The sequence below is a fragment of the Kitasatospora sp. MBT66 genome (genome assembly GCF_000710405.2).
GTDB classification, from domain to species: Bacteria; Actinomycetota; Actinomycetes; order Streptomycetales; family Streptomycetaceae; genus Kitasatospora; species Kitasatospora purpeofusca.
On the sequence record NZ_JAIY01000003.1, the window covers coordinates 186,360 to 202,089 of the forward strand.

Annotated in this window: 9 protein-coding genes and 1 pseudogene; 6 read left to right on the plus strand and 4 right to left on the minus strand. The window is 76.7% G+C overall.

Translation table 11 applies throughout. The features are described 5' to 3' along the window. The first annotated feature begins 33 nt into the window (after positions 1-33). From BI06_RS02815 to BI06_RS02840, 6 genes are all read left to right on the plus strand, one after another. Positions 34-888, plus strand: coding sequence for a DUF4132 domain-containing protein (locus tag BI06_RS02815; protein ID WP_043464803.1), 855 nt, complete (start codon positions 34-36; stop codon positions 886-888). Beyond that, positions 885-6,077 carry a hypothetical protein gene (locus BI06_RS47640; RefSeq protein WP_051740158.1) on the plus strand — a complete coding sequence of 1,731 codons (5,193 nt, stop codon included), beginning with the start codon at positions 885-887 and terminating at the stop codon, positions 6,075-6,077. The genes BI06_RS02815 and BI06_RS47640 overlap by 4 nt, the downstream gene beginning before the upstream one ends. Then, positions 6,074-7,240: an AAA family ATPase gene (locus BI06_RS02825; protein ID WP_043464806.1), complete on the plus strand. Its 1,167-nt coding sequence runs from the start codon at positions 6,074-6,076 to the stop codon at positions 7,238-7,240. Before BI06_RS47640 ends, BI06_RS02825 begins: the two co-directional genes overlap by 4 nt. Before the next feature lie 109 nt (positions 7,241-7,349). Then, entirely contained in the window at positions 7,350-11,147 is a 3,798-nt protein-coding gene (locus tag BI06_RS02830) for a DUF5682 family protein (RefSeq protein WP_082558225.1), read from the plus strand. Beyond that, the gene (locus BI06_RS02835) at positions 11,144-13,126 is read left to right on the plus strand and encodes a hypothetical protein (RefSeq protein ID WP_030391832.1); all 1,983 of its coding nucleotides are present in this window, start codon (positions 11,144-11,146) and stop codon (positions 13,124-13,126) included. Before BI06_RS02830 ends, BI06_RS02835 begins: the two co-directional genes overlap by 4 nt. Positions 13,127-13,330: 204 nt before the next feature. Continuing rightward, the gene (locus BI06_RS02840; RefSeq protein WP_043464809.1) at positions 13,331-13,798 is read left to right on the plus strand and encodes a MarR family winged helix-turn-helix transcriptional regulator; all 468 of its coding nucleotides are present in this window, start codon (positions 13,331-13,333) and stop codon (positions 13,796-13,798) included. A gap of 64 nt (positions 13,799-13,862) precedes the next feature. On the opposite strand, the gene BI06_RS02845 is transcribed toward BI06_RS02840, so the two are convergent. The 4 genes and pseudogenes from BI06_RS02845 to BI06_RS50225 all read right to left on the minus strand — a co-directional run. Beyond that, positions 13,863-14,435 (minus strand): ATP/GTP-binding protein, encoded by a 573-nt coding sequence (locus BI06_RS02845; protein WP_030391834.1) that lies wholly within the window; start codon positions 14,433-14,435, stop codon positions 13,863-13,865. Positions 14,436-14,538: 103 nt separating this feature from the next. Next, a complete protein-coding gene (locus tag BI06_RS02850; RefSeq protein WP_030391835.1) occupies positions 14,539-14,919 on the minus strand; it encodes a DUF742 domain-containing protein in 381 nt (126 codons plus the stop codon). Further along, a complete protein-coding gene (locus BI06_RS02855; RefSeq protein ID WP_030391836.1) occupies positions 14,916-15,347 on the minus strand; it encodes a roadblock/LC7 domain-containing protein in 432 nt (143 codons plus the stop codon). Before BI06_RS02855 ends, BI06_RS02850 begins: the two co-directional genes overlap by 4 nt. Beyond that, positions 15,347-15,730, minus strand: a pseudogene (locus BI06_RS50225) (hypothetical protein); the annotation flags it as partial. The pseudogene BI06_RS50225 and the gene BI06_RS02855, both read right to left, overlap by 1 nt.

Sequence of the window (15,730 nt, forward strand, 5' to 3'; positions counted from 1 at the left end):
CCAACTGACCGACCAGCTGGGAGGAGAGCGGCCGTGGCGTGGGTTGAAACGGGTTCGGGCGGCTATTTCGTCGCCTTCGACGAGGAGGGCAAGGTGGTCTGCCGCAATGCGGCGGGCCGTCAGCTGAAAGCCGTCCCGCCGAAGCTGAACGACGATCCGGTGGTGCTCGGACTCCGGCAGCTCACCGACTGGCTGGACGCCCACCGGCGCGGCTGCCTGGAGACCGCCGAGCGGTGGATGGTGCGCTCGCTGCCGGTGCCCGCCGCCGTCGTCACCGCCGTCTGGGCGGACGAGGCGTGGCGCGAGGTCCTGCGCGACCTCGTGGTCACGGGGGCCGACGGCGAGGTGGCCGGCTTCCTGCGCGGGGCCGACGCCGAGCGCGGCATCGGCCTGGTCGACCTCGACGGGGACACCGTCCGGCTCACCGGCAGCGAGCTGCGGATACCCCACCCGGTCCTGCTGGACGAGCTCGACGAACTGCGCGAGTTCGCCGTCGAACTCGGCGTCTCCCAGCAGGTCCAGCAGCTGTACCGGGAGGTCTGGCACCGGCCGGAGGGCGTCACCGGCACCCAGGTCGACACCTACGCGGGCGGCCGCTACGCCGCGCTGCGCGAGCTGCTCGGCCGCTGCGCCAGGCTCGGCCACCGGGTCCGCGGCGGGCACGCCGTGCTGCCCGTGGTCGAGGACGGGCGGGCCCTGGAGGCCCGGGTCTGGGTCGGCGACTACTACGAGTACGACGAGTGCGAGACCGGCGCGCTCAGCTGGACCGGCCCGGACGGCAAGGTCCTGCCGCTGGCCGAGGTCGGACCGGTCGCCTGGTCCGAGGGGATGCGGATGGCCGCCGCACTGTACGCCGGCCGCACGATCGAAGGGGAGGAAGCCGCATGAGCACCACCACCGGGCCCGACCGCACCGCCACCGGTGCCCTCGGCGGAGCCGACCGTCACCAGCGGCTGCTGGAGTCCGGGGCGATCCTCGCCCCCGGCACCCTGCCCGGCGCCGGCACCCCCGACAGCGCCGCCGACGTCCTCACCGCCCGCGCCTACGCCCACCCCGCGCTCGACGGCCGCCGGATCGTCCGCCTGGTCCCCGGCGCGCTCGGACCCGCCGAGGACCTCGCCGTCGACTTCCTCGGGCTCGTCCCCGCCGAGGAGCCGGTCGAGGTCGGCCAGGTCCGCCAGGAGGCACTGGGCTTCCCCGCCTGGGCGCTCGTCCACGACCCGGCCAACGGCCACCACGCGCTCGCCCTGGTCAAGGAGATGGAGCGGCTCGCCCGCCAGGCCAAGTCCAAGCCGGGCAACGCCAAGGACGGCTTCGACGAGCTGGGCCGCCGGCTCGGCCGCGCCGTCCCGCACTTCCTGCCCACCTACTGCGAGCAGGTCGGCCGGATCTTCCTCGAGCAGGAGAACCAGACCTACGCGAGCACCTTCTTCGGCCGGGCCCGCGAGGCCGAGCGCACCCACAACCTGGCCGTCGACGAGGAGCGGCTGCGCGCCGTCTTCCTGGAGTTCGCGCTGGCCGGCGCCCTCACCGTCAAGGCGCTGCGCCAGTACGTCAAGGAGCTGAGCGGCCGGCTCGACCCGCTGACCGCCTGGCAGCGGTTCCGCCAGCTGTGCACCGAGCGCTCGGCGGCCGGCATGGCCCCCTACGCCGGGGTCGCCGAGGACGCCCGCACCCTGCTCAAGGCCGCCGGGCTGGAGCGGGACGAGCACGAGCGCGCCCTGCTGCTCGAACTCCTCGCCTCACCCGCCGTCAACCGCGCGCCCGGCACCTTCTGGAAGAGCTGGCACGAGGCCGTCGTCGAGCTCGGCCGGGGCGACGCCGCCGTGCGCGCCCGCCTGCTGGAGCTGATGCCCGACCCGCCGGGCAACGACGACCGCACCCGCCAGGACGCCGGCTGGCTCGCCGTGCTGGCGGAGAGCGGCGCCGAGCGCCTGCTCACCGACCTGCCCGCCGACCCGGCGGCCGGGGCGTCGGCGGATCTTCCCGCCGAGCCGGCCGCCGCCTGGCTCCAGCGCTGGACCAACCACCTCGGCCGGGGCTGGCGCACCATCGGCCTCAGCACCGAGACCGTCGCGCTGGCCCACCGGATGCTCGACCGGCTGCGCGCCGAGGCCGTACCCGTCGACCTCTTCACCGGCGTGCGCCGCAGCGCCACCCAGCTGGAACTCCTCGACCTGCTGCTCGCCGAGGGCGTCCCGGTCGCCGACCCGGCCGAGGGCCACACCTTCGTCCTCCAGGACTGGGTCGCCGCCTCCGACACCGACGGCCGCACCCTCGCCGCCCTCGCCGCCGACCCCCGCTTCCGGCCCGCGCTGCGCGCCGCCGTCCCGGCCGTCTGGGACACCGTCGACAGCCGCCGCCTCGCCGCCCGACCGGTCCTGCGCGAGCTCTTCGTCGAGTGGTCCGACGCCCGCGCCGACGAGCTGACGGCCGCCCGCGGCCTGGAGAGCGCGAGCGGCATCCTGCACCAGCTGAGCGCCCACCGCACCGGCATCCGCGACGAGAACCCGGCCGCCGCACGGCGGATCGCCGCACTCGACGTGACCGCACTGCTCGCCGACACCCTGCGCGGCGGGATCCTCGACGAACTCGGCTGGCCCGCCCTGGAGGAGGCGCTCGTCCGGCTCGGCGTCGAGGCCTCGGACACCCCCGGCGTCGGCAGCGGCCGCAACCTCCCCGAGGGGCTGCTGCTGGAGGAGGCCTGGCCGCACCTGGTGCTCGCCCGCGGCAACCAGGTCGTGGTGGCCGGCCCGCAGGGCATCCTGTTCGAACACACCCTGCGCATCCCCGACAAGCTCGACTCCTGGCACCGCCCCCGCTTCCGCTTCGTCGACGGCGAACTCCTGGTCGCCTGGGCCCACGAGGGCAAGCAGCGGGCCTACTGGTCCGGCCGGCCCGCCGAGATCTTCGAGCTCGGCGGCGAGCAGATCGCCCACTACTACGGCGGCGGCGACATCGAGACGCCGACCCTGCCGCTGCCCGGCGGCGGCCGCACCGGCGGCCACCGGCCGCTGCACGTCGGCGACACCGTGCTGCCCGCCCAGAGCCGCGTCCTCGGCGACGGCACCGGTCACTGGACGGCCCAGCGCCGCTCCGGCGGGCCCGACCTGGAGGAACTCGACGCCGCCACCGGCACCGCGGGCCGAGCCGCCGAGCCGCCGCGGATCGCCGCCGGCGCCGCGGCCGGCCGCCTCGACGTCCGCCGCACCTGGCTGCTGCCGCTCCAGCCCGGCCTGGAGGCCACCCCGCTCGGCACCGACGGCACCGTCCTCGGCAGCTGGCTCCGGAAGGACGGCAAGCGGATCACCACCGTCACCGCCGACGGCACCACGCTCGTCGCCGACAACACCGGCGGCGGATCGCTGTACCCGCTCGGCCGGCTCACCCTGCCCGGCGGCGGCCGGCCGGTCGTCCAGGAGGGCCGCGGGCGCCACCTGGCCCTCGCCCTGCCCACCGCGGACTCCCCGGCCGAGGGCACCGTCACCGCCGACCCGGCCGGCTTCACCGCCGACTTCGAACCCGGCCGCCCCGGCGGGCTCGGCGGCGCCGGCACCGCCCTCGTCCTGCCGCTCTCCCACTGGCACGTCCTGCGCCCGCGCGACGAGCAGGGCTCGACCGAGCTGCGCGGCATCAGCCACGAGCAGGCCGCCCGGCTCGTCGACGCCGCCTGGCCGGCCGACGCCGAGCCCGTTCCCGCCGCCCGGCAGCGTTGGATCACCGTCCAGGGCGTGCGCCGCCCGGTCGTCAGCAGCGACAAGGCCGAGGAGCGGCTGCCGGTCGACGCCGTCGCCGGCGTCCTGCCCGGCATCACCCACAGGCTGCTGCTGGCCGGCGTCACCGGCCTCGCCCGCACCGCCGCCGACCTGCTCGACCGGATCGCCCGCTACCTGCCGCAGCCCGAGGACGACGGCCGCACCGTCGGCGGCTCCGGCGCCGTCGAGTGCGCCTACCGGCCCGAGCACGGCACCGACTACGAGCTCGGCCAGGCCGTCGCCCTGCTGCTGCCCGGTGTCGGCGGCTTCGGCCGCTCCTGGGACCGCAGCGCCAACTACCGCGTCCTCAACAACCTCAGGGCCGTCACCGCCGTCCTCGCCGAGCCCCCCGCGGCCGAGGGCGACGGCTGGAGCACCCCGCACCGGATCGCGCTGCACGGCGACGACGACCACCAGGGCTGGCTGCAGACCCTCGGCCGCCTCGGCACCCTCGCCTACGCGGCGGCCGCCCCGCTCACCTCCGCCGAGCAGCGCGACTCGCTCGCGCTGCTGCTCACCGAGCTCACCGCCGGGCCGCTCGCCGACCGGGGCGCCACCCTGCGCGAGATCGTCCTCACCGAGCCGCTGACCGACCCCACCGCCAAGCAGGGCAAGCACGAGCGGCGGGCCGGCCAGGTCTGGCGGCACGGCGACCGCACCGTCGTCGTCCTCGCCTGCAGCCACCACCACGAGGACAAGGCGCACTGGATCGCCGTCGACCACGACCCGAGCGGAGCCTTCGGCGCGGTCGCCCACTTCGGCACCGCCGAGGAGCGCGGCACCGAGGAGAGCGTCGACGCGGCGTGGGTGGCCCGCTTCACCGCCCTGCTCCGCGAGCACGGCGCGATGACCCACCGCCCCGACCGCGCCGCCGACTTCGGCGCGCGCACCGGCATCGGCGCAGTCCGCTCCACCCTGCTGTTCAGCCCCACCGAGGCGCTGATCCACTGGTACGGCGCGCCGCTGCCCCCCGAGGCGCTCAAGGAGTACGGCCTCAAGTCCGGCGAGGCCAAGGCCGCCCGGGACTGGCTGCGCGGGTGCGAACGGGAGGCCCTCGGCGAGGTCTGGTCCGCCCTGCTGCCCGCCGACCCGGAGGAACTCTGGAGCACCGGCCCGGACAGCGCCGCCGGCGCCGCGCACTGGACGGCCCGCCTCGGCCGGCTGGTCACCCTGCCCGAGGCGGAGCAGTCCACCGTCAGCGGCACCACCATCCAGAAGGTCGAGGAGATCCTCAACTTCGCGACCACCCCGTGGCTGAGCCGCACCACCCGCCAACGGGTGCTCCCCCTGGGGGAGGCGGCCACGCCCGTCCTGCAGGCCGAGGACCCGCTGGCCCTGCCCGACCACCACACCCTGTCCGAGGCCGCTGCGGCGATCGCCTGGCTCGCCTACCGGCTGCCCTGGAACAGCCCGCTGCGCGCCTCGCTCGCACCCGCCGTCCGGGCCCTGCACACCCGCCTGGCCGACCCGGGGCTGCTGCTCGCCTACGAACTGCGCCGCAACAGCAAGGGCGAGCCGCTGGCCGCCGTGCTGCGCGCCCGCTTCGGCCTGCCCGCCGAGGGCGGCGCCGACGCGGACGGGCTGGTCCGCTGCGGCGAGGCCCTGGTGCTCTCGCCGACGCACGACGAGGCGGAGCAGATCTGGTGGCGCCCGGCCGGCCTCGACGGCGCGCAGGACCAGGCGCTGGACCAGCTGGCCGGCCTGGGCGACAGCTACTGGCTGTCCCGTCAGCGGACGGTGCTCACGGCGCTCCTGGGCGGGGAGCTGGACCGGCTGGTCGTCCTGCCGGAGCTCCCCGACGCCGCCGACGCCGCCGGTGCCGCCGGTGCTGCCAGTGCTGCGGGTGCTCCGGCCGAAGGGGCCGAGGTCTGGCCCCACCACCCGCTGCTCACGGTGCCCGAGCTGGTCGCCGAGGTCGCCAAGACCCACGAGCTCGGCGAGGACGCCGCCGTCCTCTACCTCCAGCTGCTCGCGCTGCCGGACCCGACCGACCGCAATGTCGCGCGCTGGACGGGCTGGAAGCCGGCCCGGCTGAAGAAGGCGCGCGCCGAACTCCTCGCCTCCGGCCTGGTCATGGAGGCCAAGCGGGCCCGCGCCGGGCGCACCCTCTTCCTCCCCGGCGGCTGGCAGGAGGCCAAGGCCCCCGGTCTGCCCGTCGAGACCTGGAAGGCCGCCCTCTACGATCTCCCCACCCACCACGACGTGCTGCCGCGGTTCGCCGTCCCGGAGCTGTTCGCCCGGGCCTGGCAGCGCGTCACCGACGGGGACGCCCCGGGCTTCGAAGAGCTCCGGACCGGCAAGCGCAGGAAGGCCCGCCGATGACCACCACTCCCGCCACCAGTACCTCCAGCGCCGGCACCGACACCCCGGCCCGGCAGGTCGTCCCGCCGGAGGAGCGGTTCGCCGCCGAACTGGAGTTCCTCGCCGCGCACGACTCCGGCCCGCGCCCGCCCGGCTGGCGGCTCACCCCGCGCGCCGTCGTCACCTTCGTGATGGGCAGCGGCGGCGAGAAGCTCAAGGCAGGCCGCAGGAGCCTGGCGATCGAGCAGAAGTTCGTCGGCGAGCGGGCCCTCGTCGAGCGCTGCGTCGTCACCCTCGCCGGCGAGCGCGGCCTGCTGCTCGTCGGCGAGCCCGGCACCGCCAAGTCGATGCTCTCCGAACTGCTCGCCGCCGCCGTCTGCGGCACCAGCGCGCTCACCGTCCAGGGCACCGCCGGCACCACCGAGGACCAGCTCAAGTACGGCTGGAACTACGCCCTGCTGCTCGCCAAGGGCCCCAGCCGCGAGGCGCTGGTGCCCTCCCCGGTGCTCAGCGCGATGGCCACCGGCGCGGTCGCCCGGGTCGAGGAGGTCACCCGCTGCCTCCCGGAGGTCCAGGACGCCCTGGTCTCGCTGCTCTCCGAGCGGCGGATCGCCGTCCCCGAGCTGGCCGGCACCCCGGACGGCCAGCTGCACGCCGCCCCCGGCTTCACCCTGATCGCCACCGCGAACCTGCGGGACAAGGGCGTCAGCGAGATGTCCGCGGCGCTCAAGCGCCGGTTCAACTTCGAGACGGTCGGGCCGATCGGGAGCCTGGCGGCCGAGGTCGAGCTGGTCCGCCGGCAGTCCACCGCCGCCGTCGCCCGCGCCGGGGCCGCCTACGCGGTCGACGACGCGGTGCTGGAGGCCCTGGTCACGGCCTTCCGCGACCTGCGGACCGGCCGCTCCACCGAGGGCTGGGACGTCGAACGCCCGTCCACCGTGATGAGCACCGCCGAGGCGGTCTCGGTGGCCACCGCGATCGGGGTCGGCGCCGCGTACCTGCCCGACGGCGGCGACCTGCTCGGCCGGCTCCCCGGCCAGCTGATCGGCGTCGTCCGCAAGGACGACCCGGCCGACGCCGCCCGGCTGCTCGGCTACTGGGACGGCCCGGTCCGCCGCCGCGCCGAACAGGGCGCCGCCACCTGGCGCACCCTGTGGGAGCTGCGCTCCGCCCTGGAGCACTAGGCCGTCCGGCCGGCCCGCCGTCACCAGGGCGGCGGGCCGGCCCCGGCCCCGCACACCCCCTCGCGCACCACCCTTCCCCCTCCCCGAACTTCCACCGAGAGGTGAACAGATGAGCAGCGCGGTGCCGCCCGGCGGGGCGGACCTCGGCCACGACGACCCGCGAGGGACGGTCGCGACCGAGGCGGCCCGACTGGCCGCCTCCGGCCTCGACGCGCCCGGGCCCTTCCTGATCGGGGTGCGCCACCACGCCCCGTCGCTCAGCGTCGTCGTGCCCGCGCTGCTGGACGCCGCCCGGCCCGATGTCCTGCTGGTCGAGCTGCCCACCGAGTTCCAGCCCTGGCTCGGCCTGCTCGCGGACGAGGCCACCCGGGCCCCGGTCGCCCTCGCCGCCGCACCCGCCGCCGACCGCTCGGACGACGCGGCCGAGGGCGGCGGGCTCGCCTTCTACCCGTTCGCCGACTTCTCGCCCGAACTCGCCGCCCTGCGCTGGGCCCGCCGGAACGGCGTCGAGACGGTCGCCTGCGACCTTCCCCTCGCCGTCCGCGACCGGTACGCCGGCCGCACCGACCGGGACAGCACCGGCCCTGGTACTCCCCGGCCCGGCGTCGCCGACGCCCTCCGGCACCGCCTCACCGGCCGCGAGGACGACGAGGACCTCTGGGACCGCCTGGTCGAGACCGCCGCCCCCGGCTCCACCCCGGAGGCCGTCCGCCGCGCCGCGCTGCTGGTCGGCTGGGCGCTGCGCCGCGACGCCTCGGACGGCACCGGTGTCGACCCGTACGACCTGCGGCGCGAGGCCTGGATGCGGGCGTGCATCCGGGAGGCGGCCGAGGGCGGACGCCGGGTGGCCGCCGTCGTCGGAGCCTTCCACGCGCCCGCGCTCCTCCCGGCCGGGGTGGACGCCGCCGGGGCACCCGGGCCCGATCCCGGCCCCGATTCCGGCCTCGCCCCCGACCGGGTGCCGGAGGGCCGCCACGTCGTCTCCCTGATCCCCTACACCTACCCGCTGCTCGACGCCCGCTCCGGCTACCCGGCCGGCATCCGCGACCCCGAGTGGCAGCACACCGTGCTCGACGCCGCCGGGGACCAGGACCGGCTGGCCGAGGCACTGGTCACCACCGCCGTGCGGATCTGCGAGGCCCTGCGCGGCCAGGACCACCCCTCCGGCCCGGCCGACGCCCGCGAGATCGTCCGCCTCGCCGGCGACCTCGCCCGGCTGCGCGGCCTGGCGGCCCCCGGCCGGGGCGAACTGGTCGAGGCCGTGCAGACCGCCCTCGCCCAGGGCGAACCGCTCGGCCGGGGCCGGGCGGTGGCCCGCGCACTGGAACGGGTCCTGGTCGGCACCCGCACCGGCGCACCCACCCCGGCCGCCCCGCGCAGCGGCCTCGCCCCCGCCGTCGAGCGACTCCTCACCGAGCTGGGCCTGCCCGGCCCCGGCGACACCGCCGAGCCCAACCCGCGCGAACTGCGCCTCGACCCGCTCCGCTCGGCCCTCGACCGCCGCCGCGAGCTCCTGCTCCACCGGCTCACCGCCTGCGGCGTCCCCTACGCCGAACCGGTCGAGTCCACCGGCGCCGGCGGGACCGAGACCCTCACCACCCGCTGGCGGGTCCGCTGGACCCCGACCGTCGCCGCGATGCTCACCGTCGCCGGGACTCAGGGCGTCACCCCGGCCCAGGCCGCCGAGGGAGCGCTGCGCGAGCGGCTGCGCCGGGAGCGGCAGGCCGACGGCCCGACCGCCCGCGAGGTCCTCCGGGGCCTCGCCGACGCCGACGCCTGCGGCCTCCCGGCCCTCACCGGCACCCGTCTCGCCCAGCTGACGGCCGTCCTCCCGGAGAGCGGCACCCTGCCCGAACTCCTCGACGCCCTCGCCCTCCTGGACCGCCTCACCGCCACCCACCGCCCGCTCCCGGGCCCGGCCACGCTCCCGGGCCCGGTGACCGGCATCCCCGACCCCGGTGTGGCCGCCGACCCGTCGGCCGCCACCGGCCCCGGGGCGGAGGACTCGTTCCTGGCCGCCGTGGCCGCCGCCGCGGAGGTGGTGACGGTGGCGGCGGTGCGGCAGCTGGAGGGGCTCGGCGGATCGGACGAGGCCGAGGACGCCAGGGCGCTGGTCGAGCTGGCCCGGCGGGCCGACCTCTCCGGCGGTCTGCGGCTGCGCCACACGCTGGCCGAACTCGCCGACCGGGGGAGCCCCTTGGTGCGCGGTGCGGCCGGTGCGGTGCGGGTGCTGCTCCGGCAGGAGGTCCCGGCGGTGTTCGGCGACCGGGCCGCCTCCTGGGTCGACGGCGCCACCGGCCCCGACGCCCGGCATGCCCTGGGCCGGTCGCTGGTCGGACTGCTGACGGCCGCCGAGAGCCTGTTCGCCACCGCCCCCGAGGCGCTGGAACCACTGCTGGAGCGGATCGCCACCCTCCCGGACAACGCCTTCCTGGACCGGCTGCCCGCCCTGCGCGGCGGGTTCGACACGCTCAGCCCGGCGGCCCGGGACCGGCTGCTGACGCTCGTCGAGGAGCGCCTGGGAGCCCGGCTGGACACGCTGCCGGAGGAGGTGCCGCCCGCGCTGCTCGCCGACTGGTCCCGCGCCGACCTCGCAGCCCGTTCCGCACTCGCCCGCCGGGGGCTGCTCCCACCGAGCCTCCCGGCTCCCACCGAGGCGGCACCCGCCGACCAGGCCCCGGCCGAGGAGGCACCCGTCCCCGAGCCCGTCCCCGAGCCGTCCGGCTCCCACGCCCTCGGCGCGGCCGAACGCTGGCGGCTGCTCCTCGGCCGACCGGGCAGCGGCCGCCCCGGCGGCCGTGCCTCGCGGCTCGCGTCCGCGCTGGACGAGCTCTACGGCACGGGGCACGGCGAGGGCTCCGGCCCCGGTCTGGACGGCCGGGGCGGGGCGGGCGGCAACCGGGGCGGCCGCGAGGCGCCGTACCCGGGCGTGCGTGAGTGGTCCGAGGAGCTGACCGCCCTGTTCGGGCCCGGCATCCGGGAGGAGGTGCTGGCGGCGGCCGTGGCCCACGGGCGCGGCGACGCCCTGGAGGCGATCGACCCGGGGGCCGTCCGGCCGTCGGTCGACCTGTTGCGCACCGTCCTGGAGCACGCGGGCGGTCTGCCCGAGGCCCGGTTGGCCGCGCTGCGGCCGCTGGTCCGGCGCCTGGTCGACGAGTTGAGCCGGGAGCTGGCGACCAGGCTGCGCCCCGCCCTCACCGGGATCAGCGTGCCGCGTCCGAGCCGGCGCCCCGGCGGCGGCCTGGACCTGCACCGCACCATCCGCGCCAATCTGGCGACCGCCCGCCCCGCCGCCCCCTCGGCCGACAGCGGCACCGGCAGCAGCAGCGGCAGCGGTACCGGCACCGAGCCGGGCGGCATGGTGATCGTGCCGGAGCGCCCGGTGTTCCGGACCCGGGCCAAGCAGGCGTCCGACTGGCGGCTGATCCTGGTCGTGGACGTCTCCGGCTCGATGGAGTCGTCCACGGTCTGGGCGGCGCTGACCGCGTCGATCCTGGCCGGGGTGCCCTCGCTGAGCACGCACTTCGTCGCCTTCTCGACCGAGGTGGTCGACCTGACCGACCGGGTGACGGATCCGCTCGGCCTGCTCCTGGAGGTCCGGATCGGCGGCGGTACCCACATCGCCGCCGGGCTGAAGTACGCGCGGGAGCTGGTGACGGTGCCGTCCCGCACGCTGATCGCGGTGGTCAGCGACTTCGAGGAGGGCGGTCCGGTCGGCGGGCTGCTGGCGCAGACCCGGGCGCTGGTCGACTCCGGGTGCCATCTGCTGGGTTGCGCCGCGCTGGACGACACCGGCACGGCCCGGTACTCGAAGGCGATCGCGAGTCGGCTGGTCGCGGCCGGGATGCCGGTGGCGGCGCTCAGTCCGCTCGAACTGGCCCGCTGGGTGGGGGAGAAGGTCCGATGACGGAGGCGGTGCAGGGCGTGACGGGTTCGCGGGTGCAGTGGCCGGCGGTGCGACCGGAGGTGGTCGCCGAGGTGGTGGCCGGACTGTCGGCGCGGCTGCAGAAGCGCCTGGACGGTGCGGCCGCCAAACTGGCCGAACGGCCGGTGGAACGGACCGGCGAGGAGTGGCGGATCGCCGTGGACGAGGAGACGGAGCTCGTTCTGCACGCGCCGGGCGGGGTGGTGGCCACGTCGGGCGATGTGCGCTGCGGCTGCCTGCTGGCGCCGGCGTGCGTGCACCGGGCGGCGGCGGTCACGGTCTGCCCGCTGGCCGACGGCGAACCGTCGGCGGAACAGGTGGAACCGGCCCCGGCCGAGGGCGAGCCCCCGGCCACCGCCCCGGCGGCCGCTCTCCCCGGCGCGCCGCACGACGCGCCGCACGACGACGATCCGGCCGCCGGAACGCTCGGCGCCGCCGAACGCGCCGCCGTCGACCTGCTGCACCGGGTGGCCTCCGCCGCCCTCGCGGCGGGCGTGGGCGGTGCGGGCGCGGTGCTCCAGGCGGAGCTGTTGCGGGCGGCCCACCGGGCCCGGCTGGCCGGGCTGCACCGGCCGGCGGCCGCGGCGGTGGCGGTGGTCACCCGGATCCGGGCGGCCCGGTCGGGCGAACCGGACCACCGGCTCGCCGACCTGGTGGCCGGTCTGCGCGAGCTGCTCGGCCTCAGTACGGCCCTGTCCGCCGCCGCCGCGGCGGACACCGCCGGTCCGGATGTCGCCGCCCTGCGGGGGACGGCCCGCCAGGTGTACACGGCGGCGGGCGGGCTGCGGCTGTACGGACTGTTCTCCGAGCCGGTGCTGACGGCCACTCACGCGGGTGTGCTCACCTGGGCGGTCGACGCGGGCGGCGGCCTGCACACGATGGCCGAGATCATGCCGCACACCGACGCCGCTGCGGCGGCGCCGCAGGCGGTCGGCGCCGGCAACCGGGCGGTCCGGCTGGGCGACGCGATGCTCAGCCACCGCGAGTTCACCCGGGCCGGGCTGGCCGTGCAGGGCGCGACCAGGTCGGCGGCCGGGCGGCTCGGGGCGGGCGCCTCGGTCCGGGCGGTGCGCGCGGCGGGGGCGGCCTGGACGGCCGAGCCGGCGGCCCGGCTCTGGGCAGAGCCGCCTGCCGCGCAGGTGGCGCGGGCGCTCGGCGCGGCCGCACTGCCCCCGGAGGTCCGGCCGGCCGGGGGTGAACTCCTGTTCCTGGACGTGACGCTGCTCGGGGCGGTCCCGCACGGGCCGGGCGGGGAGCCGAGCCTGCTGGCGGACTGCGGGGGAGTGGTGGTGGCGCTGCGTGCCGCGCACGACCACCCGGGGCTGGCCCACCGGGGCAACCTCGCGCTGCTGGCGACCGCCCCCGGCCTGCGGCTGCGGGTGATCGGCCGCCTGGAGCGCTCGGCCCGCCCCGAACTGCGCCTGCTGGCGGTCGGCGAGCCCCCGTCCACGCCGCCCCTTGGGGACCGAGCCCCGGAGGATCGAGCCCCGGAGACCCCGGCCCCGGCCCTCGCCCTGCCAGCCGATCGCGCGGGCCGGGTCAATCTCGGCCTGGAGCGGCTCCAGACGGCGGACCTGGCCCTCCCGCCCCTGGACGCCGTCCCGCCGCTCACGGCCCTGCCGGCGGGGTCGCTCCCGCCGAGCACGCCGGTGCACCTGCTGTCCCGCCGGGTGGAGCAGGCGGTGACCGGCGGCCGGGCGGTGCTGGCACTGGGGACCGGTGCGGCGCGCGACGACCGGGCCCGGTTGCGGTCGGCGGGGCTGGCCACCGGCGCAGCGCTGCTGGAGGGTCTGCTCGGGGCGGCGGTGGACCAGCCGCGCGACGTCTTCGGCCGAGTGGTCGCGGACGACCACGACGCCTTCGCGGCCGCCTGGTTGGCGGCGGCCTGGTACGAGGAGGAGTTGGCCTCGGCACTCTGCGCGACCGCCTGGACCCAGGAGGCTCCCGGTAATCGGCCATAAGCAGAACTATTTGCACAAGCAGATATGCCGCGCCAAATGGCATACTTGAACGAAGCGGAACGTTCGACCGGCCGGTGGCCTGCCGGAGGGGGCCGGCCGCCCGGGGCGGGACCCCGGCAGCACCGCACCGCACCGCAGCAACAGCCGCGCGAGCCGCACAGCACGACCGTACGAGCACATGACCCGAGCAGGGAGACGCGAGCCATGGGGATCCAGGACGACGCCGCCGAGATCCGCGCCAGCGGCTGGCGCACGCTGGCCGCGCTGCACGGGCTGATCGACTCGGCCCTGGAGAAGGCCCTGCAGGCCGAGTACCGCCTCTCCGTGGTCGAGTACACGGTGCTGGAGGCGCTGTCGCGGCAGGACGGCTGGCACATGCGGATGCAGCAGCTGGCCCGCGCGGCGGCGCTGAGCAGCAGTGCCACCACCCGGCTGGTGAGCCGGCTGGAGGAGCGCGGGCTGCTCGGCCGCTACCTGTGCGCGGACGACCGGCGCGGCATCTACACCGAGCTGACCCCGCAGGGCCGCGAACTCCTCCGGGCGGCGCGGCCGTTGCACGATGCAACCTTGGAGGCGACGCTCGCCGGGGCCGCCGACGTCCCCGAGCTGGCGCCGCTGGTGCGCGCGCTGCACGACCTGGAGCCGGCTCCCGCCTCCCCGGCCGGCGCCTGAGCAGGGAGCGGGACGCCGGGCCGCCGGGCCGCCGGGGCGCTGGGACGGCCGGCCGTCCCAGCACTCAGCGCCGTGAGCTGAGCGCGTCCTCGTGCACCCGGTCCAGCAGGGCGAGCAGCAGTTCCTTGCTGGAAGCGCGCTCCCGGACGTCGCAGAGCACGACCGGCACCCCCGGGTCGAGGTCGAGCGCGCGCCGGACGTCGTCGGGGGTGCAGTCGCGGCGCCCGTGGAAGCAGTTGACACCGATGGCGAACGGGATGCCGCGCTGCTCGAAGAAGTCGACGGCGGCGAAGCTGGACTCCAGTCGGCGGGTGTCGGCCAGCACGATCGCGCCGAGCGCGCCGAGGGCCAGGTCGTCCCACATGAACCAGAACCGGAACTGGCCCGGGGTGCCGAACAGGTAGAGCACCAGGTCCTGCCGGACGGTGATCCGGCCGAAGTCCATCGCGACGGTGGTCGTCGACTTGCCCTGGACGCCGTCGAGGCTGTCGACCCCGATGCTGGCCCGGGTCATCCGTTCCTCGGTCTGGAGCGGTTCGATCTCACTGACCGAGCCGACCATGGTGGTCTTGCCGACGCCGAAGCCGCCGGCCACGAGGATCTTGACCGCGCCCGGCACCAGGCTCTGGGTCGTCACGTCTGGTCTCCTGGAAGGGAACTGAGCGGAAGAGCGAAAGGTCGAAAGGGACTGGAGGGTGGACGGCGACGGAACGGACCCGGCCCGATCGGACCCGACCCGGTCAGAGCCGCCGGACACCCTCGATCACAGCCCGGATCAACGCGATGTCCGGTGCCTCGGCGAGCTGGACGGGTGCCCGGGTGAGGATCATCCGGGCCTCGGCGAGGTCGTCCAGTAATACCTTGACCACGCTCACCGGGAGGTCCATGGTGGCCGCGATCTCGGCCACCGCCAGCGGGCGTTCGCGGCAGAGGTCCAGGATCGCGGCCGGTTCGGGCGTCAACCGGCTGGTGTCCGTGCGCGGGTCGGCGGTGACCACCAGGGTGATCAGCGCGAATCCGTCACGGACCGGTCCGGTGCGCCCGTTGGTGATGGCGTAAGGGCGGACCAGATGGCCCGCGTCCTTGTCGAAGAACCAGGCCTCGTCGGCGTCGACGGTCACGCACCGCCACCCACGCCCGGCTGGCCGGCGTCGCTGCGCGGCGCCGCGGTGAGGTACTGGCCGACCTGCTTCACCAGCATGTTGATCTCGTAGGCCATGAGCCCGGCGTCGACCGCCTCGCTGGTGAGCACGGCGAGCCGGGCGCCCTGGCCGGCGGTCGTGACGAACAGGAACAGCTGGTCCATCTCGATCACGGTCTGCCGGACCCGCCCGCCGTTGAACCGGTGGCCGGCGCCCCGGGCGAGGCTCTGCAGTCCGGAGGCCACGGCCGACAGGTGCTCGGCGTCGGCCCGGTCCAGGTCCTGCGAGAGCCCGATCAGCAGGCCGTCCTCGGACAGGACGATGGCGTGCCGGGTCTCCGGGACCCGCGCCACCAGCTGGTCCAGCAGCCAGTTGAGGTCGCGCTGGGTATCGGTGTACTGCGTCATCACTGCTGTTCCTTAGCTGCGGAAGGTGCGGCCGGGGCGGAGGGCCCGGCCGGCGCGTCCGCGTCGGGTGTCGTCGCACGGGCGGTGCGGGTGCCGCGCTGGATGGCGGCCATGGTGGCCCGCGAGCGCTGCGGCGAGAGGTCGTCCGCGGACGGTCCGGAGGAGCCGGTCCCGCCGACGCCGTCGGCCCCGTCGGGAGCCGCCGGGCCGGTGCGGCCGTACGGGGCGGCGGGGGCGGGAGCGCCGGACCGTCCGTACCCGCCGGGGTGGCCGAACCCCGCGCCCGGCGCGTTGGCCTCGCGCAGCTGCTCGGCGAGGCTGGCGTTGCGGACCCGCTGCGGCAGCACGCGCGGGGTGCGCAGCTCGCCGTCGGGGCCGTGCTC